At 65.9% G+C, this 22211-nt stretch carries 22 protein-coding genes; 11 read left to right on the forward strand and 11 right to left on the reverse strand.

Going from position 1 to position 22211, the window contains the following annotated elements; translation table 11 throughout:
* Positions 1-144: 144 nt before the first annotated feature.
* Positions 145-1104 carry a MurR/RpiR family transcriptional regulator gene (locus SFA35_RS17035; RefSeq protein ID WP_320571712.1) on the forward strand — a complete coding sequence of 320 codons (960 nt, stop codon included), beginning with the start codon at positions 145-147 and terminating at the stop codon, positions 1102-1104.
* Positions 1105-1185: 81 nt separating this feature from the next.
* The gene (locus SFA35_RS17040) at positions 1186-2097 is read left to right on the forward strand and encodes an AraC family transcriptional regulator (protein WP_320571713.1); all 912 of its coding nucleotides are present in this window, start codon (positions 1186-1188) and stop codon (positions 2095-2097) included.
* 3 nt (positions 2098-2100) lie between these two features.
* Here the strand turns inward: SFA35_RS17040 and SFA35_RS17045 are convergent, their stop codons facing one another.
* Entirely contained in the window at positions 2101-3387 is a 1287-nt protein-coding gene (locus SFA35_RS17045; RefSeq protein ID WP_320579081.1) for an Nramp family divalent metal transporter, read from the reverse strand.
* 366 nt (positions 3388-3753) lie between these two features.
* Between SFA35_RS17045 and copD the strand changes: the two genes are divergently transcribed.
* Positions 3754-4617 (forward strand): copper homeostasis membrane protein CopD, encoded by an 864-nt coding sequence (gene copD, locus SFA35_RS17050; RefSeq protein ID WP_320571714.1) that lies wholly within the window; start codon positions 3754-3756, stop codon positions 4615-4617.
* 33 nt (positions 4618-4650) lie between these two features.
* Here the strand turns inward: copD and SFA35_RS17055 are convergent, their stop codons facing one another.
* Positions 4651-6540: a sigma 54-interacting transcriptional regulator gene (locus tag SFA35_RS17055; RefSeq protein ID WP_320571715.1), complete on the reverse strand. Its 1890-nt coding sequence runs from the start codon at positions 6538-6540 to the stop codon at positions 4651-4653.
* A 251-nt stretch (positions 6541-6791) separates the two neighbouring features.
* On the opposite strand from SFA35_RS17055, the gene SFA35_RS17060 reads away from it, so the two are divergent.
* From SFA35_RS17060 to SFA35_RS17090, 7 genes are all read left to right on the forward strand, one after another.
* Positions 6792-7274 (forward strand): MSMEG_0572/Sll0783 family nitrogen starvation response protein, encoded by a 483-nt coding sequence (locus SFA35_RS17060; protein WP_320571716.1) that lies wholly within the window; start codon positions 6792-6794, stop codon positions 7272-7274.
* A 98-nt stretch (positions 7275-7372) separates the two neighbouring features.
* Positions 7373-8320 (forward strand): Nit6803 family nitrilase, encoded by a 948-nt coding sequence (locus tag SFA35_RS17065; RefSeq protein ID WP_320571717.1) that lies wholly within the window; start codon positions 7373-7375, stop codon positions 8318-8320.
* Positions 8313-9416: an MSMEG_0568 family radical SAM protein gene (locus SFA35_RS17070; RefSeq protein WP_414058416.1), complete on the forward strand. Its 1104-nt coding sequence runs from the start codon at positions 8313-8315 to the stop codon at positions 9414-9416. Before SFA35_RS17065 ends, SFA35_RS17070 begins: the two co-directional genes overlap by 8 nt.
* Positions 9417-9426: 10 nt before the next feature.
* Complete coding sequence (locus SFA35_RS17075) at positions 9427-10002, forward strand: MSMEG_0567/Sll0786 family nitrogen starvation N-acetyltransferase (RefSeq protein ID WP_320571718.1); 576 nt, start codon at positions 9427-9429, stop codon at positions 10000-10002.
* Positions 9992-10999: a sll0787 family AIR synthase-like protein gene (locus SFA35_RS17080; protein WP_320571719.1), complete on the forward strand. Its 1008-nt coding sequence runs from the start codon at positions 9992-9994 to the stop codon at positions 10997-10999. Before SFA35_RS17075 ends, SFA35_RS17080 begins: the two co-directional genes overlap by 11 nt.
* 1 nt (position 11000) lies before the next feature.
* Positions 11001-11324 (forward strand): MSMEG_0570 family nitrogen starvation response protein, encoded by a 324-nt coding sequence (locus tag SFA35_RS17085; RefSeq protein WP_320571720.1) that lies wholly within the window; start codon positions 11001-11003, stop codon positions 11322-11324.
* A gap of 27 nt (positions 11325-11351) precedes the next feature.
* Complete coding sequence (locus SFA35_RS17090) at positions 11352-12641, forward strand: MSMEG_0569 family flavin-dependent oxidoreductase (protein ID WP_320571721.1); 1290 nt, start codon at positions 11352-11354, stop codon at positions 12639-12641.
* Here the strand turns inward: SFA35_RS17090 and SFA35_RS17095 are convergent.
* Positions 12575-14068, reverse strand: a complete 1494-nt coding sequence (locus tag SFA35_RS17095) for an NCS1 family nucleobase:cation symporter-1 (RefSeq protein ID WP_320571722.1) — start codon at positions 14066-14068, stop codon at positions 12575-12577. The genes SFA35_RS17090 and SFA35_RS17095 overlap by 67 nt on opposite strands.
* A 225-nt stretch (positions 14069-14293) precedes the next feature.
* Entirely contained in the window at positions 14294-15160 is an 867-nt protein-coding gene (locus tag SFA35_RS17100; protein ID WP_320571723.1) for a Kdo hydroxylase family protein, read from the reverse strand.
* Positions 15161-15370: 210 nt separating this feature from the next.
* On the opposite strand from SFA35_RS17100, the gene SFA35_RS17105 reads away from it, so the two are divergent.
* On the forward strand, positions 15371-15775 hold the full coding sequence (locus SFA35_RS17105; protein WP_320571724.1) for a hypothetical protein: 405 nt from the start codon (positions 15371-15373) through the stop codon (positions 15773-15775).
* 44 nt (positions 15776-15819) lie between these two features.
* Here the strand turns inward: SFA35_RS17105 and SFA35_RS17110 are convergent, their stop codons facing one another.
* The 7 genes from SFA35_RS17110 to SFA35_RS17140 form a co-directional block, all read right to left on the reverse strand.
* The gene (locus SFA35_RS17110) at positions 15820-17199 is read right to left on the reverse strand and encodes an alginate export family protein (protein ID WP_320571725.1); all 1380 of its coding nucleotides are present in this window, start codon (positions 17197-17199) and stop codon (positions 15820-15822) included.
* Positions 17200-17225: 26 nt separating this feature from the next.
* Positions 17226-18122, reverse strand: coding sequence for a glyoxalase (locus SFA35_RS17115; protein ID WP_320571726.1), 897 nt, complete (start codon positions 18120-18122; stop codon positions 17226-17228).
* Positions 18123-18279: 157 nt separating this feature from the next.
* Positions 18280-19491, reverse strand: coding sequence for an amino acid deaminase (locus tag SFA35_RS17120; protein ID WP_320571727.1), 1212 nt, complete (start codon positions 19489-19491; stop codon positions 18280-18282).
* 8 nt (positions 19492-19499) lie between these two features.
* Positions 19500-20264 (reverse strand): IclR family transcriptional regulator, encoded by a 765-nt coding sequence (locus SFA35_RS17125; RefSeq protein WP_320571728.1) that lies wholly within the window; start codon positions 20262-20264, stop codon positions 19500-19502.
* Positions 20265-20326: 62 nt separating this feature from the next.
* Positions 20327-20716, reverse strand: a complete 390-nt coding sequence (locus SFA35_RS17130; RefSeq protein WP_320571729.1) for a RidA family protein — start codon at positions 20714-20716, stop codon at positions 20327-20329.
* Positions 20717-20747: 31 nt separating this feature from the next.
* On the reverse strand, positions 20748-21545 hold the full coding sequence (locus tag SFA35_RS17135; RefSeq protein WP_320571730.1) for an amino acid ABC transporter ATP-binding protein: 798 nt from the start codon (positions 21543-21545) through the stop codon (positions 20748-20750).
* Positions 21542-22204, reverse strand: coding sequence for an amino acid ABC transporter permease (locus SFA35_RS17140; RefSeq protein ID WP_320571731.1), 663 nt, complete (start codon positions 22202-22204; stop codon positions 21542-21544). The genes SFA35_RS17135 and SFA35_RS17140 overlap by 4 nt, the downstream gene beginning before the upstream one ends.
* Positions 22205-22211: the final 7 nt, after the last annotated feature.

Raw genomic sequence — 22211 nt, forward strand, 5'->3', positions numbered from 1 at the left:
CATTGGCAAAAAAACTGTCAGATTTGTCACTATCGAACTTATCTTGATTGAGGTACGGTATTTCAGCAGTCGGATCCAAAGAATGATTCCAGCACATTCGTTAACCGGCCTGCGCCTTGGCCAGACCGCACCGAGGGTTGCGTCATGCTGCTAATACAAGAGAGTTCCGTTTACGATTCGCGCTTGATGGTGCAGTTGGCCAAGATGTCCCGAACCACGCGACCGGCGCTACGCAAGGTGTGCGACTTCATCCTGCGCCACCCGCTCAGCTCGGCGACCCTGACGATCGATATCCTCGCCATGCGCGCCGAGTCCTCTACGGCCGCGGTCAACCGCCTGGCCAACGCCATGGGCATGAATGGCTATACCGGTCTGCACAACGCTCTGGTGGACAACCTGCTACGCCTGGTCGCCCCGGACGAACAAGTGCACGGCGAAGTCAACCGCCGGCGGCGCAGCGGTTTCTCACTTGAACAGCAGATTCGCCTGGCCAAGGGCAACCTCGACGGCGTGCTGCTGGGCAATAGCAGCGAGCGCTTCGACGCGGTGGTCAAGGCCTTGCAGAACGCCAAGCGGACCTACATCGTGGGTTTCGGCGCAAGCTATTACCTGGCCGGACTGGCCGCCGCCAGCCTGATGCCGGTGTGCAGCGGCGTCAGTACGGTCAGCGTGGAAGGCGGTGCGGAAATGGCAGCCTATCGCCTGGCCACCATCGCCAGCGGCGACGTGCTGCTGGCGATTGCCATGCCCCCCTACCATGACGAAGTGGTGCGTCTGGCCCAGTTCGCCCAGGCCCGCGGCGCGACCCTGCTGGCGCTCACCGACTCGCCCGCCTCGCCCTTGAGCGCGCTGACCGACCTGGCACTGTACGCACCCCAGGCCCACGCGGTGCTGACCAATTCCAAAGTGGCGCTGCTGGGGGTGATAGAAGCCCTAGTCGCGGCCATCTGCCTGGCCAGCCAGGACTCGGAAAACCTCAGCATGCGCCTGGCCACCGATGCCTTGAATTATCTCCAGGAAGGCCCGCGCGAGCTGACTTGCCTGCCTGGTTTGGCCGACGAACCTGCGGTCGAACTCCAGCAGGCCGGACCGGGCCTGCGCTAGGCGCGGCGCCCGCTTGGACAGGCGCCGGCCTGTGCCGTTATGCTGCGTGCTGCATTGGCGATAATAATAACGGCCAGGACAATGAGCAGAACTTCGAAGATCACCGATCCTTCCTATGAGCTGATGGACGACCACGACGGCCTGTCGATCATCTATCGGCAACATGGCTTCCCCTGCCCGCTGGTGCGCTGGCACTTTCATAAGGAATACGAGCTGCACTTGATAGTCGCCAGTTCCGGCAAGGTGTTCGTCGGCGACTACATCGGCAACTTCAACCCGCGCAGCCTGTTTCTTACCGGCCCCAATCTGCCGCACAACTGGATCAGCCAGGTGGCCGACGACGAGGTGGTGGAAAAACGCGACATGCTGGTCAACTTCAGCGACGAACTGTTCGACGGTGGCCATCAGGTGTTCGCCGAGCTCAAGACCCTTGCGCCGCTGCTCGAGCGGGCCCGCCAAGGGGTGGAGTTTCGCTGCCAGCAGACCCTTGAGCAGGCCGAACACCTGATGCAGCGCATTGCCGAGAGCCGCGGCATCGGCCGGTTGGGACACTTCCTGATACTCATGGAATTGCTCGCCGGCTGCGAAGACTATCAACTGCTCAGCGACATCACCGCACCTCAACTGGCCGACGAGCACAATATCGACCGCACCAACCGGGCAGTCGATTACATTTTCAGCCATTACGGCCGCGAGCTGACCCTGGAAGAGGTGGCCGAACACCTGGGCATGAAGGCCACCTACTTTTCCCGGGTGTTCAAACAGTCCACCGGGCGCACCTTCGTCGAGTTCGTCAACCGCCTGCGTATCAGCAAGTCCTGCGAACTGCTGGCCGATGGCGACAAGCCGGTGACCGACGTGTGCTTCGAGTCGGGCTTCAACAACATCTCCAATTTCAACCGGCGCTTCCAGCAACTCAAAGGCATGACCCCGTCCCACTACCGGCGCCTCGCGGTGCAGCGCCTCACCGAGCAGAACCACCTGCCTGCCTGAGAATCATTGCAAGAGGCCGAAGGCGTCCACCAGCAGCTTGCCGTTGAGCACCAGGATCAGCCCGGCCACCGCCCAGGCGATGACGGTCAATGGCCGACCGGTGACGAACACGCCCATCAACTGGCGGTCGGACACGAAACGCACCAGCGGGATTACCGCGAACGGCAGCTGCATCGACAGGATCACCTGGCTGAACACCAGCAGGCGCGCCGTGCCGGATTCGCCGTACAAGGCCGTTACCAGCACCACCGGAATCACCGCCAGCCCGCGCGTCAGCAGGCGTCGTGCCCAGTCGGGAATGCGCAGTTGCAGGAAACCCTCCATGATGATCTGCCCGGCCAGGGTCGCGGTCACCGTCGAGTTGACCCCGGACGCGAGCAGCGCCACGGCGAACAGCACCGAGGCGATGCCGATCCCGAGCATCGGCGAGAGCAGTTGGTAGGCCTGTTCGATTTCCACCACATCGGTGCGCCCGGCACTGTGGAACACGGCTGCGGCAGTGATCAGGATGGCGGCGTTGACGAACAGCGCCAGCATCAATGCCACGGTGCTGTCGGTGACGGCCCAGCGCAGGCCCATGCGCCGCCCCGCCTCGCTGCGCTCGTAGGCGCGGGTCTGTACGATGGATGAATGCAGGTAAAGGTTATGGGGCATTACCGTGGCGCCAATGATGCCGATGGCGATGTACAGCGCAGCCGGGTTGGTCACCACTTCTGCCTGGGGTACGAAACCGGCCAGCACATCGGCCAGAACCGGTTGTGCCATGACCATCTGCGCAGCGAAGCAGGCGAAAATCACAGTCAGCAAGGCGATGACGAAAGCTTCCAGTGAGCGGAACCCGCGCTTCATCAACAGCAGGATGAGGAACACATCCAGCGCGCTGAGCACTGCCCCCCAGACCAGCGGTAGACCGAACAGCAGCTTGAGGGCAATGGCGGTGCCGATCACTTCAGCCAGGTCGCAGGCGACGATGGCCGCTTCGCAGGCCAGCCACAGCAGCACCCGCACTGGCGGCGAATAATGTGCCCGACAGGCCTGCGCCAGGTCCAGGCCAGTGGCAATGCCCAGGCGTGCAGCCAGAGCCTGCAGGAGAATGGCCATGAGGTTGGACAGCAGTATGACGGACAGCAGGGTATAACCGAACTGCGAGCCCCCGGCCAGGTCGGTGGCCCAATTGCCCGGGTCCATGTAGCCGACCGCGACCATGTAGCCGGGCCCTGCGAAGGCCAGCAGCCGGCGCAGCCAGCCGCCGCCTTGCGGCACCGCCACACTGGCGTTGAGCTCGCCCATGCTTGGCCGCTCACCGGTGCCAAAGCGGCCCAGCAGCGCCGGCTCGCCGTCGCTGGCGCGGAAGTTCAGAAGCTGTTTGTTCCTGGCCAAAGCAGTCTACCCCTTGCACAGCGTGAACCCGATGCATACTCGACTGCTCAGCCGCAGGAAAAATGCCCGGGGCATGACGGACGGCGGCGACACTCGTCGCTTGAGTCTAGCTGGCAAGCGAAATAACTATAATTGATTCTCATTTCTGATATCAACCGCCGAGCGATTCATGGATTTCTCCTATTCCCGCGCGTCAACCGCGCATCCCGGTCGGCGGCATTTGCCCCCGCCGCTGCCTTAGTGCTTAATGGCCGCATTTTTCAGCCTTGGTCTGTCATGAGCGCCTTAGTCATCGTCCGCTTCATCCATTTCGCTGCCTTGATGCTGGTATTCGGTGCAAGCATGTTCCGCGGGCTGATGCTCGACCACCCGGCGCAGCAATCGCGCATCCGCAACCTCCTCGACCCCCTGCTGTGCCTGCTCGCCGGCGTGGCGCTGGTCAGCGCGGCGCTGTGGCTGGTGCTGTTGGCGGCCGACATGCATGGGGTAGCGGTCACCGCGTTGGACTTTGCGGCGGTTAAGAAGGTGCTCGGTGAAACCTTCTTCGGCAAGGTCTGGAGCCTGCACCTGCTGCTGTGCGCCGCGTTGCTGCTGGTGTTGCGCATCCCGACTGCGCGCGGTGCGGTGATCGCCCGCCCGCTCAGCGCCCTGGCGCTGGCCACCCTGGCGCCGGTGGGGCACGCGGTGATGCTCGATGGCTTGGACGGCACCTTGCTGGTGATCAACCAGCTGGTGCATCTGTTCTGCGTCGGCGCCTGGATGGGCGCACTGATGCTGCTGACCTTCCTGCTGGCCAAGCCCAAGGGCCAGGACATGGGCGAGCTGTTGCTGCGCTTCAGCTCCATCGGCCTGGTACTGGTGATAGGCGTGCTGGTCACCGGCCTGATCAACGTGCGGGTGTTGACCGGTTCATTCTGGCCAGTACCAGGGCAGTCGCCGTTCGCCACGGTGCTGGCGGTCAAGGCGGCGATGGTGCTGTGCATGCTGGCCCTGGCTGCCTGGCACCGCCGGCGCCTGCATCGCCCTCCTGTCAGTCAGCAGCAGCTGCGCTGGACCGTGGGCATCGAGTGGGCGCTGGGCTTCGGCGCGCTGGCGGCGGTGTCGTTATTGGGGACACTGGCGCCGGTGCCGGTCAACTGAGTTGCGCGCCAGGCCGGCTAAGTCCACCTGGGCTCAGTCCACATGAATGTCCAAGCGCTTGAGCCGTGACGCCAGGGTCGTCGGCTTGACCCCCAGCAGCTGCGCGGCACCGTCCTTGCCAAACAACCGACCGCCGCTCAGCTGCAGGGCCTTGAGCATGTTGTCGCGCTCGAGTCGGCGCATCTGCTGCTCGGTCAGCAGCGCTGCCTGCAAGGGCGCTGCCGGCGCACGCTGTTCGTCCGGCAGGTCGAAGTTCAGGTCGCTGCCCTGGGCGGTGATCAGCGCGCGCTCCACCACGTTCTGCAACTCGCGAATGTTGCCCGGCCAGGTATAGCGCTGCAGCCGTTCGATGTCGCCGTTGCGCAGGCGCCGGCCCGGCATGTTCAGGCGCTGGCCGATCTGGCGCAGGAAATGCGCGGCCAGCGGAGCGATGTCCATGGGCCGCTCGCGCAGCGCCGGTGACTGGATGGGAAAGACGTTGAGGCGGAAATACAGGTCTTCGCGAAAGCGCCGTGCCGCCACCTCCTGGCGCAGGTCACGGTTGGTCGCGGCGACGATGCGCACGTCGACCTGGCGGGTGCGCTCCTCGCCCACGCGCTCGAACTGACCCTCCTGCAACACGCGCAACAGCTTGCCTTGCAGCTCCAGCGGGATCTCGCCGATTTCATCGAGAAACAGTGTGCCCCCGTCAGCCAGCTCGAAGCGACCGACCCGGTCACGGATCGCGCCGGTAAAGGCCCCGCGGATGTGGCCGAAGAATTCGCTCTCGAACAGCTCCGCCGGGATCGCCGCGCAATTGACCCGGATCAGCGGTTGGCTGCTGCGCCGGCTGGCCTGGTGGATCGCTCGGGCAATCAGCTCCTTGCCGGTGCCCGACTCGCCGTTGATCAACACGCTGGCGTCGGTGGGTGCGACCACGTCGATCTGCTTGACGATCTTCAGAATCGCTTCGCTTTGCCCGACGATCTCGCGAAAGTTGTGCTCGATGTGCATTTCTTCCTGCAGGTAGGCGTTTTGTTCTTCCAGGCGGCGTTTAAGCAGCTGCAACTCGTGCAAGGCGGTCTGCAGCTGGATTTCCGTGGTGCGCCGCTCGGTGATGTCGCGAAACACCACCACGGCGCCGGCGATGCGGCCATCGTCGATCACCGGGGTGCTGGTGAATTCCACCGGGAAGCTGCTGCCATCGCGGCGCCAGAAGGTTTCCTGGCGGCCCTCGTGGATCACGCCGTCGTGCACCGCCTTGTAGATGGGGCAGTCCTCCACCGGGTAGTGGCTGCCGTCGGCATGGCTGTGATGGTGGATGCGGTGGATGTTCTTGCCGATCATGTCGGCCGGCTGCCAGCCAAGCATACGTGCCCCGGCCGGGTTGACGAAGGTCGCCAGGCCTGCGCTGTCGATGCTGTATATCCCGTCGCCGACGGCGCTGAGTAGCAGCTGGTTGTCGCGCTCGCTTTCCTGGAACAGGCTGAGGATGTTGCGCCACTCCATCAGCCCGCCGCGCAGGGTCCGCTCGGTGTGCGCCTGGTCGCGCTGGTAGCGCTCGCTGCTTTGCTCGCGCAGCACCAGGATCATCTGCTGGCGACCCTTGATGCCCAGGGGCGTGGCCGATATCTCCAGTTGCAGCCGCTCGCCGCCCTTGCAGTTGCAGCTGAGCTCGTCGCTCCAGCGCCGGCCTTTTTCCATCACCGCCTGGGTGAACACGATGAGGTCGGCCAGTTGGTGGCCGAACAGGCGGCTGACGGCAATTTCCAGCAATTCCTGGCGTGGATAGCCGAGCAGCTTGCAGGCCGCCACGTTGAGGTCGCCGAAACGATCGGCATAGGGGTCGAGCAAGGCAATCGCCTCGCTGCAATGCTCGAACGCCATGTGGCGCGAGGAATACGCCAGGTCGGCCCAGCCGTTCATCAAGTCGGTATCGCCCATGGCTACGCAATCTCGTGAGTTGGCATTACGAATATTCGTATTTCTACGGGAAAGCGTAGCCCACGGACAGGCTCAGATAACTCCTGAAAAACCAGCTCAGAACGGGTTCCTCAAGCATTTCAGACAGTTGCGCCATGAAGCTGGCCGGACGTTATTTCTGGCACGCGGTTCGCTCTGACCTAGGCAAAGGGACAAGCCGCCAGCGGCTTCCCCGGCGCCATCCAACACCCCAGCCAACGGAGCACCCACTGATGCCTACAGTCGACATTGCCCACTATCAAGACGGCGATTTTCTGGTCAATTACGAAGAAAAGGTCTTCGAGGACGTCAAGGCCGAGCCCGGCGAAAAAGCCCTGCTGACCTTCCACACCATTGCCTTCGAGGGTTCCATCGGCCTGGTCAACCTGCTGCAGGCCAAGCGCCTGCTGCGCAAGGGTTTCGAGACCAAGGTGCTGCTGTACGGCCCGGGCGTGCAGCTGGGCGTGCAACGCGGCTTCCCGACCCTGGGCGCCGAGGCCTTTCCCGGTCACCTGGCAGTGAACAACCAACTCAAGGCGTTCATGGCCGAGGGCGGCGAGGTGTATGCCTGCCGCTTTGCCTTGCAGGCCCTGTACGGGCAGACGGAAAAGGCCTTGATCGAAGGCATCCGCCCGATCAACCCGCTGGACGTGATGGACCTGCGCCTGCTGATGCGGCGCGAGGGGGCGATGATCATCGATACCTGGACGGCTTGAGTCGCGGCTTGAGTTCCCGAGTGCCAGTCAACCTGCCGGCCCCAGCAAGCTCGGGCCGGCAGGGCGCAGGCTACCGCATCTTTTAGAGGATCCACTCGATGCCCACCATCCGCGCCGCCGCCGTGCAGTTCAGCCCCGTGTTGTACTCGCGCCAGGCCACCGTCGACAAGCTCGTGCGCACCTTGCTGGCGCTTGGCCGCGAGGGTGTGCAGTTCGCGGTCTTCCCCGAGACCGTGGTGCCGTACTACCCCTATTTCTCCTTTGTCCAGGCGCCGTACGCGATGGGCAAGGAACACCTGCAGCTGCTTGAAGAGTCGGTGCAGGTGCCGTCCGACATCACCCGTCAGCTGGCCGAAGCCTGCCGCGAGGCTGCAATCGTCGCCTGCATCGGCGTCAATGAGCGCGACGGCGGCACGCTGTACAACGCCCAGTTGCTGTTCGACGCCGACGGCACGCTGATCCAGCATCGACGCAAGATCACCCCCACCTACCACGAGCGCATGGTCTGGGGCCAGGGGGACGGCTCCGGGCTGTGCGCCACCGCCAGCCAGGTCGGGCGCATCGGCGCGCTGGCCTGCTGGGAGCATTACAACCCGCTGGCGCGCTACGCGCTGATGGCCGACGGCGAGCAGATCCACGCGGCAATGTTTCCCGGCTCCCTGGTCGGCCAGGTGTTCGCCGAGCAGATCGAAGTCACCATTCGCCACCATGCCCTGGAGAGCGGCTGCTTCGTGGTCAACGCCACCGCCTGGCTGGACGCCGGGCAGCAAGCGCAGATCATGCAGGACACCGGCTGCAGGCTCGAACCGATCTCGGGCGGCTGTTTCACCGCCATCGTCTCACCGGAGGGCAAGCTGCTCGGCGAGCCGCTGCGCGAGGGCGAAGGCTGGGTGATCGCCGACCTTAACTTCGCCTTGATCGACAAGCGCAAGCGCATGATGGATTCGGTCGGCCATTACAGCCGTCCCGAGCTGCTCAGCCTGCTGATCGACCGCCGCCCCGCGCTGCATGTCCACCAGCGCGATGAGGTGCACGCGCATGAATGAAACCTTGATCATGCCCGCCAGCAGCCCTGACCTGCTCGCCGAGCTGCAATGCCACGGCGTGCGCTGGCAAGGCGCCGACGGCCTGGTGCGCAAGGGCGGCGCCGGGCCCTCCGACCACAAGGCGCTGTCCTTGGGTGAGCACACCGCCATGGTGCCGATGCTGAACCGCGCCTCGCTCGACTCGCCCTTCACTGCCGTGCCCGACAGCACCGGCGGCCAGGCGCTGATCTTTCGCGAAGGCCTGCAGGTGGGCCAGGTGCAGTTGCCCGGGGTGCCGAATTTCTACGCCCTGAGCACCGCCGACGGCATCCCCTACTGGAAGATCGCCACCCTGCACAGCAAGGATGTGCTGGCCACCACCGTGCTGCAGCACTGCATCCGCATGAACGACGCGGCCAGTGCCTGCCAGTTCTGCGCCATCGACCAGTCGCTGGCGGCCGGCAAGACCATCGCCCGCAAACGCCCGGCGCAGCTGGCCGAAGTGGCAGCTGCGGCGGTGCGCCTGGACGGCGTGCGGCACATGGTGATGACCACCGGCACGCCCCAGACCCGCGACCGAGGTGCGGCCATTCTCTGCGAGTCGGCCGCCGCCGTGACCCGCGCGGTCAGCCTGCCGATCCAGGCCCAGTGCGAGCCGCCGGACCACGACGACTGGTTCCTGCGCCTGCGCGACAGCGGCGTGACCGCGCTGGGCATGCACCTGGAGGCGGTCACCGACGCCGTTCGCCAGCGCATCATGCCAGGCAAGGCGCAGGTGCCGCTGAGCCGTTACTTCAGCGCTTTCGAGGCGGCGGTCAAGGTGTTCGGCCACGGCCAGGTCAGTACCTACATTCTCGCCGGGCTGGGCGACAGCGAAGCCGCCATCGCCGCCATGAGCGAGCGTCTGGCGAGCCTGGGCGTGTACCCCTTCGTGGTGCCCTTCGTTCCCATCGACGGCACCCCGCTGGCTGGCCACGCCAAGCCCGACAGCGCCTTCATGCAACGCCTGTACCCGCGCATCGGCGCCAGTCTGCGTCGTCACGGCCTGCACTCGGACAACATCACCGCTGGCTGCGCCAAGTGCGGCGCCTGTTCGGCGCTCAAACATCACGAATGAGGTTCGCGCCATGGCCGAGCACGCCTATGCCATCGTCAACAGCACCTTCGCCGACTTTCTCGCCGGCGACCTGCTGGTCAAGCCCGCCGATCAGGCCTGGGAAAAGGCCGACTACTACGCCCTGCGCCGCGCGGTGTTCTCCCGCGAGCAGCAGCTGTTCAGCCAGGACAAGGACGACAGGGACTTCGGCGCCATCGCCATCGTTGCCATCGCCCATCATTGCGGCATGCCCGACCAGGTGATCGGCGCGGTGCGTATCTACCAGCCCGCGCCGCTGGCCGAGCCAGGCCTGTGGTACGGCGGCCGCCTGTGTGTGGCCCAGGCTTACCGGCGCCACGCGATGATCGGCACGGCACTGGTCAACGAGGCAGTGTCACGGGCCATCGACCTGGGCTGCCAGCGCTTTCTGGCGACCGTGCAGGCGGCCAACGAGGGCTATTTCCAGCGCCTGCACTGGCACAGCCTCGATAGCCTCGACCTGCTCGGCCAGCCCCACGTACTCATGCAGGCGCAGCTGCCGGCCTACCCCCTGCAGCCCCGCCAGGTGGCGTTGCCCGCTCGCCAGGATGGCCGCCATGCAAGCTGATCTCGACGCGCTGTTGCAGCGGCTGCGCGCTACCGAGGCCATGGCGGCCAAGCTGGCGATCCAGCAGCCGGCCCGCTTCGCTTCGCTGCCCGGCGGCTCGACCGCCGACCAGCGCTACGCCCTGCCCGGCGATGACACGGCGGCGATCCGTTGTGGCGAGCAGTATCAACTGCTGGCGATCGAGGGCATGTTGCCGGCGTTCGTCGAGCAGGCGCCATGGTTCGCCGGCTGGTCGGCGGTGATGGCCAACGTCAGTGACATCACTGCCATGGGCGGCCGCGCCACGGCCGTGGTCAACGCCTACTGGCACCATCAGGACGAGCCGGCCGAACAGCTGTTGGCCGGCATCCGTGCCGCCTGCGACGCCTACGGCCTGCTGCTTGCCGGCGGCCATACCAGCCTGGCTGCGGGCAACCCCGCCGCGCTGGCCGTGGCCATCATCGGCTGGGCACGCAGCCTGCTCTCGACCTGGCATGTGCAACCGGGGCAGATGCTCGCCACCGCCGTCGACCTCGACGGCCAGTGGCACGGCAACGCAGCCTACTGGAAAGCCTTCGAGCACTGCCCGCCGGAGCGCCTGCGGGCCAAGCTGGAGGTCATCCCGCGGCTGGCCGAAGCCGGCCTGCTGCGCGCCGCCAAGGACATCAGCAACGCCGGCCTGCTCGGTACCCTGCTGATGCTGCTGGAAACCACCGGCTGCGGCGCGAGCATCCGCCTGGACGAGCTGCCGCGCCCCGCCGACGGCGACCTGGAGCGCTGGCTACAGGCGTTCCCCAGCTACGGCTTCGTGTTCACCCTGGCCCCTGAAGATTTCCCGGTGGTGCAGGCCGCGTTCGCCTACGAGGGCCTGCAGTGCAGCGCCCTTGGCGAAGTCAGCGCCAGTGCCCGCCTGGACGTGCAGCTGGGCAGCGCCCATGCCACCTTCTGGGACCTGGCCGCCGCCCCCTTCACCGGCATGACGCCTACCGCCCATCCCCATTCATCAAGGGAGCACTGACATGCCCGCCGTCACCGTTCACCTGCGCTGGCCCGATGGTCAGCACAGCAGCGCCTACTCGCCCTCCACGGCGATTCTCGACCACCTGCAGGCGGGCCACAGCTACCCGTTGGGCGATTTCATGAGCCGTGCCGAACGCGGCCTCAACGCCGCCAGCGAGCGGGTCAAGGTGGTCAAGGGCTTCTATTGCAGTTCGGCCATGGACAGCCTGGCCGGCTTGCGCATGCAGGCCCGCAGCTTGCCTGAGGACGCCCGGGTCGAGGTGCTGGAGTTGCTCATCCAGGGTGCCGGAAAAGTCCACGCCAGCGGTTACGGCGATATCTAGCCTTCCATAGCCAATGCGGAGCCACCCATGTCCCATTACAGCGTCATCATCGTCGGCGGCGGCCAGGCCGGCCTGTCAGCCAGCCACTACCTGCAAGCGCACAACATCGACCACCTGGTGTTGGAGAAGCACAGCCTGACCCACACCTGGCGCCAGCAGCGCTGGGATGCCTTCAGCCTGGTTACGCCCAACTGGCAGTGCGCCCTGCCCGGCCACGCCTACGCCGGCGACGACCCGCACGGGTTCATGGTGCGCGAACAGATCATCGCCTATCTCGACGCCTTCATCGCCAAGGTCGCCGCCCCGGTGCGCGAGGGCGTCAGCGTGCAACGCCTGGTGCCCCGCGTGGCGGGCGGCTATACCATGAGCACCTCGGCCGGAGAGTTCAGCGCCGATCAGGTGATCGTCGCCAGCGGTGGCTACCATACGCCGATCATTCCGCGTCTGGCCGAGCGGCTGCCGGCGGCCATCACCCAGCTGCACTCCGGGCAGTATCGCAACCCCCAGGCGCTGCCCGACGGTGCGGTGCTGGTGGTGGGCAGCGGCCAGTCGGGGGCGCAGATCGCCGAAGACCTGCACCTGGCCGGGCGTCAGGTGTACCTGGCGGTGGGTGACGCGCCGCGCTGCGCGCGCTTCTATCGCGGCAAGGACGTGGTCGACTGGCTGGCCGAGATGGGCTACTACGACATCGGCGTCGATCAGCACCCGCTACGCGAGGGCGTGCGCGACAACACCAACCATTATGTCACCGGGCGCGACGGCGGCCGCGACATCGACCTGCGCCAGTTCGCCGTGCAAGGCATGCAGTTGTTCGGCCGACTGCAAGGCCTGGACGGTGAGGTGCTGCAGTTTGCCGACAATCTGGGCACCAGCCTCGACACCGCCGATGCGGTGTACGACCGGATCAACGCCAGCATCGACAAATACATCGACGAACATGCCATCCAGGCGCCGCCCGGAGCCCGCTACCAGCCGGTGTGGCAACCCGACGGGGAGCGCCGCGAGCTCGATCTGGCCGGCGCCGGTATCACCAGCGTGATCTGGTGTATCGGCTTCACCCCGGATTTCAGCTGGGTCGATGCACCGGTGTTCAACGGCCGCGGCTACCCCGCCCACCAGCGCGGCGTCAGCGGCCAGCCGGGCCTGTACTTCCTTGGCCTGCCCTGGCTGCACACCTGGGGCTCGGGGCGTTTTAGCGGCGTGGCACGGGACGCCGAATACCTGGTGCAACAGCTGGTCGAGCAGCAGGCTCAGCGCCGCGCCGACAGCGCCGGACGCGCCAGCGAGGCCGCGCCACGCCAGCTGCACAGCGCGTAGTAGACCACCCCGCCGAGGGCCGAGCCGGTGAACCAGCCGTAGTCGTAGAACCAGCTGAAGGCGCTGCTGCCCAGCGACAGCAGGGTCAGCAGCACCGGCACGGCCAGGGCGATGAAGCCCAACCAGTTCCACGCCGGGTAGACGTCGTCGCGGTACAGGCCGGCAAGGTCGAGGGTCTGGCGCTTGATCACGAAATAGTCGACCACCATGATTCCGGCAATCGGCCCGAGCAGGCTGGAGTAGCCCAGCAGCCAATTGGAGTACACCGTCTCCAGGCTCACTTCGGAGTGCAGCCAACCCAGTTTTTTCAGCAGTTCGTGGCCCATCAGCAGCAAGCCGACCAGGCCGGTCAGCAGCACCGCGCGGGTTCGCCCGATGAGCTTGGGGGCGATGTTCTGGAAGTCGTTGGTGGGCGACACGATATTGGCCGCCGTGTTGGTCGACAAGGTGGCGACGATGATCAGCGCCATGGCCACCGCCACCCAGAGCGGGTTGTCGATATGGCCGATCAGGCTGACCGGGTCGGACACCCGCTCACCGACCAGCGCCACCGAGGCGGCAGTCATCACCACGCCCAGCGAGGCGAACAGGAACATGGTCAGCGGCAGCCCGAGAATCTGCCCGACGATCTGCGCCTTCTGGCTTTTGGCATAACGGCTGAAGTCCGGAATGTTCAGCGACAGCGTGGCCCAGAAGCCGACCATGGCAGTCAGCCCCGCGCAGAAATAGCCGGCGACGCTGGCGCCTTCCGGACGCTTGGCCGGCTGGGCCAGCAATTCGGTCAGGGAGATGTGCGGCATCGCCCAGCTCAGCAGGCCGGCGCCCACCAGCAACAGCAAAGGCGCCGACAGCGTTTCCAGCCACTTGATCGATTCGGCGCCGCGGATCACCACCCACAGGTTCAACGCCCAGAACAGCATGAAGCCGATCACCTCGCCGGTGCCCTCCAGGCTCTTCCAGGCCGGAAAGATCGACCCCAGGAACAGCGAGATGGCCAGGCCGCCGAACAGGGTCTGGATACCGAACCAGCCGCAGGCCACCAGCGCGCGGACCAGGCAGGGCACGTTGGAGCCGATGACGCCGAACGAGGAGCGCAGCAGCACCGGGAACGGGATGCCGTACTTGGTGCCGGCGAAGGCATTCAAGGTCAGCGGGATCAGCACGATGATATTGGCCAGCAGGATCGCCAGCAGTGCCTCGCCCACCGACAGGCCGAAGTAGGACGTCAGCACACCGCCCAGGGTGTAGGTCGGCACGCAGATGGACATGCCGACCCACAGGGCAGTGATATGCCAGGTGTTCCAGGTCCGCTGCTGCAACCGGGTCGGGGCGATGTCGGGGTTGTAGCGCGGGCTGTCGAGCACGTCGCTGCCCGCTTCCAGTTCGTAGAGTCCGTTGCGCTCGCTGACGCGCGAAGTGTGCTGCATGGCCGCTGCCCTTTGTGGTTGGGAGGATGGGTAGGCCAGCACACACAAGAAACATGCCGAATTGATTGGACCAGGTTTGCTCAGGCTCGGAAATATCGCGCAGCTAATTGATAACCTTGCAATTTAAAAAACGGTCCGATCCAGACCAGACGGTCTGGCCGACGACCGCTGCGCCGCCCCGTGCCTGGGACGGTTCATCCCGGTGCACCGCGCGCCCGGCGTGGCTTAAACCAGTTCGCGGCCGAGCACCCGCTCGAGTACCTTGACGGGCGCGCGTTGCACGTCGCGCATGTACTGCACCGGCAGCAGAAAAGTCTGTTCCAGGGCATAGCGCCCGCTCATCGCGGCATGGGGCACCTGGTCGGTGAACACCAGCCAGGTGGTGCCCGGGGCGAACTCATGAGTCAGCTGCGCGCCGCTCTGGTAGGCCGGGTCGGCCTTCAGGCTGTCGTGCAGGCGCAGCATGTGGTGGTCGTAGGGGGTGCGCCGCGACTTGGTGATATGCAGCCAGTCGAGCAACTGGCTGGAGCCCCACAGCGGGCCGGGCAGCTCGTAGCGGCTGGCGACCTCGTCGAAGGAGCCCCCGACCCGCCACACCCGTGGCTCACCGTACGGGTTGACGTTGCTGAACACTCGCAGGATGCGCCGCCCCTGCACCGGCGACGACGGGAAGCTGTCGACATGCAGGCGCGTGTCGTCCTTGCGCCACGAGGTCAGCCGGCCCTTGATCTCCTGCGGACGAAAGCTGGTGCGAGCGACCTGCAGGCCGTCGCTGTAGGGGGCCAGTACCGTGCGCACCAGCGCCTGGCTGGACGCGGCAAAGCGCGCCAGCATGGCCGCGAGCACCTGCAATTGGGCGGGGCCGGCGTCGCAGCCCTTGAGCTGGCCGGTGCTGCTGGCGTAGCTGATGTTCTTGCTCGAGCCCAGCAGGCTGGACTGCGTCAAGGCGCGCTCCGGCTCGCTCAGCGCAAACGGCAAGCGGTCGAACGCCACCACATTGCCGGCTTCCAGCGCCTGCAGCACCTGGTCACCTTCCTGCTCGGTGGCGCCAGCGTGCCAATCTTCACGGCCAAAGACCATTACTTGGGTCATTTCCATTTCACCTATGCGCATCACAGTGCCCGGCCCCCGCTCAAGGCACTGTGGGGTCGAGGTAAATGTAACAAAATGAGACAGATTGGAAATCTGCAACGAAAAATTTCATCGTAATCGCTGATGGCTGTCGCTTGGCTGAAGACCGAGCCGTGGCGATGGTCGGTACGGCGTAGGCAAGCGCGCGAGGCGCGGCTATAGTCCTGGGCCATGAATCTTTCGACCTTGCCTGTGCGCCCACCCTGCCCGCCCGGCGCTTGCATCTGCGAGCGCGAGCAGCTGCTGGATGCACCGGGGGCCGACCTGCGCATCCTGCGCCTGACCCGCCTGGAAGAAAGACGTCTGCTCGAACGCCTGGAGAGCCTGCAAAGCCTGGTCGACCTGGCCCGGCTGCAGCAGCGCATGTTCGAGCAGCTGGGTCTGCGCGTGCAGGTCCAGCCCGGTGCGACCGAGGTACGCAGCATGCGCGGCATCCGCATCGAGATCGAGCCCTTGCCCGGGCTCTGCCGCAAGACCCGCCAGGCCATCCCGGCGGCGATCCGCCGGGCACTGGAGCGCCATCCGGCGATGGCCTTCGAACTGCTCAATTCCCACGATTTGTTGCGTGATGCCTAAGGTGCATGCGGGCAAATTTTCCCGCGGTGGGCCCGTAAGCATCGTTACCAGCCCATCTTCAACTCGACCCCCAGGTAATTGCTGTCGTGCCCGCCCGCCTGGCGCAGGCTTTGTCCGACGTCGTAGTGCACCGCTTCGATGGCCCCGGTCAGGTTGGGTGTGAAGGCGTAGTCGGTGCGCAGTTGCCCATAGGCACCGGTCCAGCGCTGGCCGGCACCGGCTGTGCCGGCCACGGCGATGTTGGGCTGGGTGTAGACGGCATCCTCGGTGGTCTGGCGCCACAGCAGGCCGATGGCAGTCTGCACGCTGAGCCCGGCCAGCGGCTTGACGGTGATCGACGGTTTGAAGTGGATCAGGTTGCTGTAGCCGGTGTAACCGGCCAGGGAAAAGTAATAGCCGTTGGGAAACAGCGGATTGAACGTGCCCACCGTGCCATCGCCGGCGTGCCGGTCGCCGGAGGCGATGTCGGCCTGCAGGCCCAGGCGCGGCGTCCACGGCAGATCGGCGAAGGTATAGCCCAGGCGGCTGCCGCCGGCCCAGGCGCGGATGTCCTTGTTGCCCACCGATCCACTCTGCGCCATGCCTTCGATGTCCCAGTCGTAGCCCAGGGCGGCGCCACCCAGGCGCGCGTCGAAGACATGCCGGGTTTCGTCCCCGGCCGCGTCCAGATAACGGCCGTCACTGCGCTGATAACGCGCGTAATACGCCGACAATTCATTGTTGCCGGCCACCAGCCGTTCGACCCGCAGCATATTGAAGCGCAGGTCGCTGTTGGACGTGTCGTCGAACGCGTGGTCGTCGTAGTACTGCACCGGATGGCTGGCGAGGCCAATGAACCGCCAGTTCGCCGTCTCCCAGTCGGCCCACAGCGCATCGAACGACTGGCGCACGTTGGGCCCGTCCCGCGAGGAGATGAAGCGCTGCAGGTCGAAGGCGAAGTCCTGGCGGCCTGCCCGGGCCTTTACCGTGCCCGCGCTCAGGGTCCGGCTGTATTCCAGAAACGCCAGGCGCAGGTCGGCCCGGTCCTGGTCGGCCCCGCCCAGCGTGGTCTTGTCGAAGGCGCGGTCGTCTTCCAGCTGGGTGAACAGCCGCCAGTTCTGGTTCAGGTGCAGATCGGCGTGCACCTGAAAACGCTGGATCAGGTAGGCATCGCGGGCCACGCCCTTGATGCCGAAGCCGGGTGCATCGTTCATCTCGAAACGTTCGCGCAAGGTCGCGCCCAGCGACAGGTAGGTGTAGGGGTTGGCCTCAGACAGCGACAAGTACTTGAGGCTGTCCAGCGGCGCCGTGCGCAGGGCCGGGTCCTGCAGCACCGACCAGTCTTCCTGCCAGCGGTTGGCCTTGATGGCCGGTCGTGACGGCGGCTCGTCGGCCTGCGCCACGCTGCCCAGCAGCAGCGCCAGGCCGCAGCCCGAGCACTGCAAGGATGCCCGAAGCCACCCCGCGCCTGTCATTGGCCAGCCAGCAGCTGGTGGATCTCCGCCACGTAGCCGCCGGGAAACTGCACCAGTGCGGCACTGCGCCCGCCGCTGCTGAACGGCGCCACCAGTACCGTCGCGCCCGAGCCGGTGGCCTTGGCCAGGGTCGTGCTCAGGTCAGGGACTTCATAGCCCGTGGTGTCGATGCCGAACGGGTATGGCAGGTGCCCGTCGGTGACCAGCACGGCCATGCGGCCGAACGGCGACTCGATGCTGACGTGCCGATAACGCCCCCCCGGCTGACCGATCTCAAGCCCTGCGGCCTGCTTGTCGTCGGCCAGTATCCGACCGTGGGAGAAGCCGAGAAAGCCTTTGATGAAGGCCTCGGCGCGGTCCTGCGAAACGTAGACGCGATTCTCGGGAATGCTCTGGAAGGCCGCATATTTGGGCGTCGCGGTATGCCAGTACAGCTGCAGGTTGACCCCGCCCGGCCACTGCACCACCACGTCGCGGCCGATCGGGTCGGGGAAGTCGTGGACGATCACGTCGGCGCCGTTGGCCCGCGCGGCCTTTATCGCAGCATCCAGGTCCGTGACCAGATAGCCGTTGCGCTCGGCGCCGAACGGGCGCGGCACCGGCGTGCGGAAACCGAACAGCGACACCGTGCCATAGGGCGTCTGCAGCAGTTGCGAGCTGGTGCTGCTGGGCACCGGCAGCACGTTGACCACCACCTGTGGGGTGCTCTGCCCGCCAAATGTCGCGAGGAAGCTCTGCACGAACCGGTCGACATCGGCCGGCGCCACGTACACATGGCTGGTGTCGTACTGGGGGGCCACGGCGACCACTGGGCTGGCCTGGACCGCGCCGCCCAGCGCCACTTCCAGGGCCAGAGTGAGTGCGACCGATAACCGGGTGAACCTGTTGCGCATACCTGCCTCCGCAATGCCTGGAACGATCAAAGAGGCAGGCAGGATAGGCGGCGCAGAGCGGCCGGGGATTGAACGGGTGTGCTATTAGGGCAAGCTGGCCTGGCGGCCTCTCGGGGCTTCGCCCTTCCCCCATCGAGCGCACCGGCCGCCAGAAAACCTAGAAACACGTCTCCATTACTTCCACCACCCGCAGTTCGTCATCCACCAGCAATCCCACCCGCCACTTGTCGAACACCAGGCACGGGTGCGAAGTGCCGAAGGCGATGATGTCGCCGACCCGCAGCTGCACGCCGGCGCCGACGGTCATGAAGGCATGCTGGTCCATTACCGCAGTCACCGTGCAGGCGCTGACGTCGTCGCCCTCGGCAGGCAGCACGCCGGGCCGATAGCGGCGCAGCGCCAGCGGCAGGCCGGCGTCATAGGCGACGTCGCGCTTGCCCAGGGCGACCACGGCCAGGCCCGGCTCGGGCAGCGACTGCACGTGGGCCCAGACTTCCAATGCCGGGCGCAGGCCTTCGTGCAGGTCGTGGCGGCGTGCGAGCACGCCGCATTGCGCCTGCTGGTAGATGCCGTGGTCGTGGGCAATGTAGCTGCCGGGCCGGAGCACCCCGAGAAACCGCCCCTGGGCGTTATGGGCGGCGAAGGATTCGGCGATCAGGTCGTACCAGGCCGAGCCCGAGGCGGTGATGATCGGCTGGGCCTGTGCGAACGCGCCGGCGTCCTGCAACTGCACAGCCAGGCGTACCAGCGAGTCTGCGAAGGCGCGGATGCCGGCCTCGGCGTGCTCGCCGTGGATCACCCCTTCGTAGCCTTCGATGCCACTGAGGGCCAGCGCCGGTTGCGCCGCGATGGCGGCGGCCAGCGCCAGCACCTGGGATTCGCTGCGGCAACCGCAGCGGCCGCCAACCACGCCGTATTCGATCATCACGTTCAGGCGCAGACCGCGCGCGGCGAAGTAGGCACCAAGATCCGCGACGTTGTCCGGGTGGTCGACCATGCAATGGAACTCGAACGCCGGGTCGCCCAGCAGCTCGGCGATCAGCGCCATGTTCGGCTGACCCACCAGCTGGTTGGCCATCAGCACCCGGCGCACGCCGTGGGCATAGGCAGCGCGGGTCTGGGTGGCGCTTGCCAGGGTAATGCCCCAGGCGCCCGCTGCCAGCTGGCGGTCGAACAGGGCCGGGGTCATGCTGGTCTTGCCGTGGGGCGCCAGTTGCGCGCCGCTGGCGCTGACGAAGTCCTGCATCCAGCGGATGTTGTGTTCCAGCGCCGCGCGGTGCAGCACCAGGGCTGGCAGGCTGACGTCGCTGACCAGCGCGGCACCCATGGCGGCGCTGCCTTTGTCGATCAGGGGATGGTCGTGGGACATGCTCGCTCCTAGTCGTTGATGCGCCGGGCCAGCCCGTTGGCGCTGTCGATCAGCACCCGGCGATAGTCGTTGTAGTGGGTCCGCGCATCGGCGCGCGGGGCGACGATGCACAGCGTGGCGATGGCCACGCCCGAGGGGTCCTTGACCGGTGCGGCGAAGCAGTGGGTGAAGGTGTCGGCGACGCTGTCGAAGGAAAAGAAGCCGTCGATGGCCGCCTGGCGAATCTCGCCGAGGAACACGTCGAGCGCCAGGCGCTGGCCGTTGGGCAGGATGAAGTCATCGGGGTCGATCAGGTCGATGATCGCCTGGTCGCTCAGATGCGCCAGCAACAGCCGTCCGGACGCGGTCCAGGGGATCGGCGCGTTCTCGCCGATGTCCGAGGAAATGCGAAAGTGCCGCTCGCCCTCGCGCATCAGCGCCACCGTGTATTTGCGCCCGTTGAGCAGACACATCTGCGCGGTCTCGTGGGTCTGGCTGACGATGTCCTGCAGGGCATGGTCGGCCTCGCGGGTCAGGTCGAAATGGCGCAGGTGCGCCTGGCCGAGAAAATACAGCTGGCGGCCGAGGTAGACGTGGCCGTCCCTGCCGACGCTTTCCAGGATGCGCCGCTCCAGCAGCGAGGCGACCAGTTCGTAGACGGTCGACTTGGGGCTGCCGATGCCGCTGGCGATCTCGTTGGGGCGCAGTGGCTGGCCGACCTCCTTGAGGTGGTCGAGGATGTCGAACGCCCGGTCCAGCCCGCGGGCGCGGCGCTTGATGCTGTCTTCGGTCATGTCAGGTGTCTGTCCCAGGCGGCGGTGGAAAGTGCGTGCAAACGCCAACGCCGAGCAATCTATCAGGCCTTCCTGCGGTAGGCGATGCAGTCGATCTCGACCTTGCAGTCGACCATCATGCTGGCCTGCACGCAGGCGCGGGCCGGTGCGTGCTCGGGGCTGAAGTATTCGGCGAAGACCTTGTTGAAACTCCAGAAGTCGCGCGGGTCGTCCAGCCAGACGCCGGTACGCACCACATCCTGCAGGTCATAGCCGGCTTCGTGAAGGATGGCGATGAGGTTTCTCATGGCTTGATGGGTCTGTTCGACGATGCCGCCGGCGATGATTTCACCGTCCACCGCCGGTACCTGGCCGGACACATGCAACCAGCCGTCGGCCTCCACCGCGCGGGCAAAAGGTCGGGCCTGGCCACCGCCTGCAGTGCTGCCGGTGCCGTAACGAGTAATGCTCATGGGTCATGCTCCCTGTTGTTGCGCAAAAAATTCAAAAGCGAGTGTTTTTCAGAAATTCAGCCAGGCGTAGCGACTGCGGCCGCTCGAACAGTGCCTTCGGTGGCCCCTGCTCCTCGATACGTCCCTGGTTCATGAAGACAATCTGGTCGGACACCTCGAAGGCGAAGCGCATCTCATGGGTCACCAGCAGCATGGTCATGCCGTCCTCGGCCAGGCCCTTGATGACGCTGAGCACCTCGCCAACCAGCTCCGGGTCGAGCGCCGAGGTCACCTCGTCGAACAGCATCAGGCTGGGGTTCATCGCGATGGCCCTGGCGATCGCCACCCGCTGCTGCTGGCCTCCGGAAAGTTGCCCGGGAAAATGATTGCGCCGCTCCAGCAGGCCAACCCTTTGCAGCCATTTCTCGGCCAGCGCCACCGCTTCGTCCCTGCCGAGCCTTTTCACCTTGAGCAAGCCGAGGGTGACGTTCTGCAAGGCAGTGAGGTGCGGGAACAGGTTGAACTGCTGGAAGGCCATGCCGGTCATGGCGCGCTGCCGGGCGATGGTCTTCTCGGCGTGGCGCACGCGCTTGCCGGCCACCTCGTGGTAGCCGATGGCCTGGCCGTCGAGCAGGATCTGCCCGCCCTGGAACTCTTCCAGCATATTCACGCAGCGCAGCAAGGTGGTCTTGCCCGAGCCGCTGGAGCCGATCAAGGTCACCACGTTGCCGCGCTGCAGGGTCAGGTCCACGCCCTTGAGCACTTCCAGCTTGCCGTATTGCTTGTGCAGGCCGCGGATGTCGAGCAAGGCCTGCGATGAGCCTTGAGTCGTGAATGAAGTGTGCGTCATGGCAGGGCCACCCGTTTTTCAATGTGCCGGCCGAGAAGTTCGATGGCGTAGTTGATGACGAAGAACAGCAGACCGGCGAACAGATAGAACTGCAGCGTCATGAAGTTGCGGGCAATCACCTGTTGGGTGCTGAGCAGCAGTTCGGCCACCCCGATCACCGAAAGCAGGGTCGAGGCCTTGACGATTTCGGTCGAGGAGTTGACCCAGGTCGGCAGGATCTGCCGCAGGGCCTGGGGCAGCAGCACGTAGGCCAGGGCTTGGCGGAAGGTCAGGCCGATCGCCTGGCTCGCTTCCATCTGCCCGCGTGGCAATGCCTGCAAGGCGCCCCGGACGATCTCGGCGACGTGCGAGCCGCAGAACAGGGTCAGGCCCAGGGCGCCGGCCTGGAACGCGCTGATCGGCCAGCCCAGCACCGGGGCCATGTAGAAGCAGGCCAGCACCAGCACGAACACCGGGGTGCCGCGAATCAGGTCGACGTACAGGCGAAACGGCGCGCGCAGCCAGAAACGCCCGTAGGTCAGCGCCAGGCCGGCGACGATGCCAAGCGCGGTGCCGAACAGAATCGCCAGCGCCGAGCACTGCACGCTGGTGAGGAAGCCAGACCACAGCGCCTCGCGGGCGATCCACAACTCATGCAGCCAACTGGGGGGTTGATACATGGCAAAT

The sequence above is a fragment of the Pseudomonas sp. HR96 genome (genome assembly GCF_034059295.1).
GTDB lineage: Bacteria > Pseudomonadota > Gammaproteobacteria > Pseudomonadales > Pseudomonadaceae > Aquipseudomonas.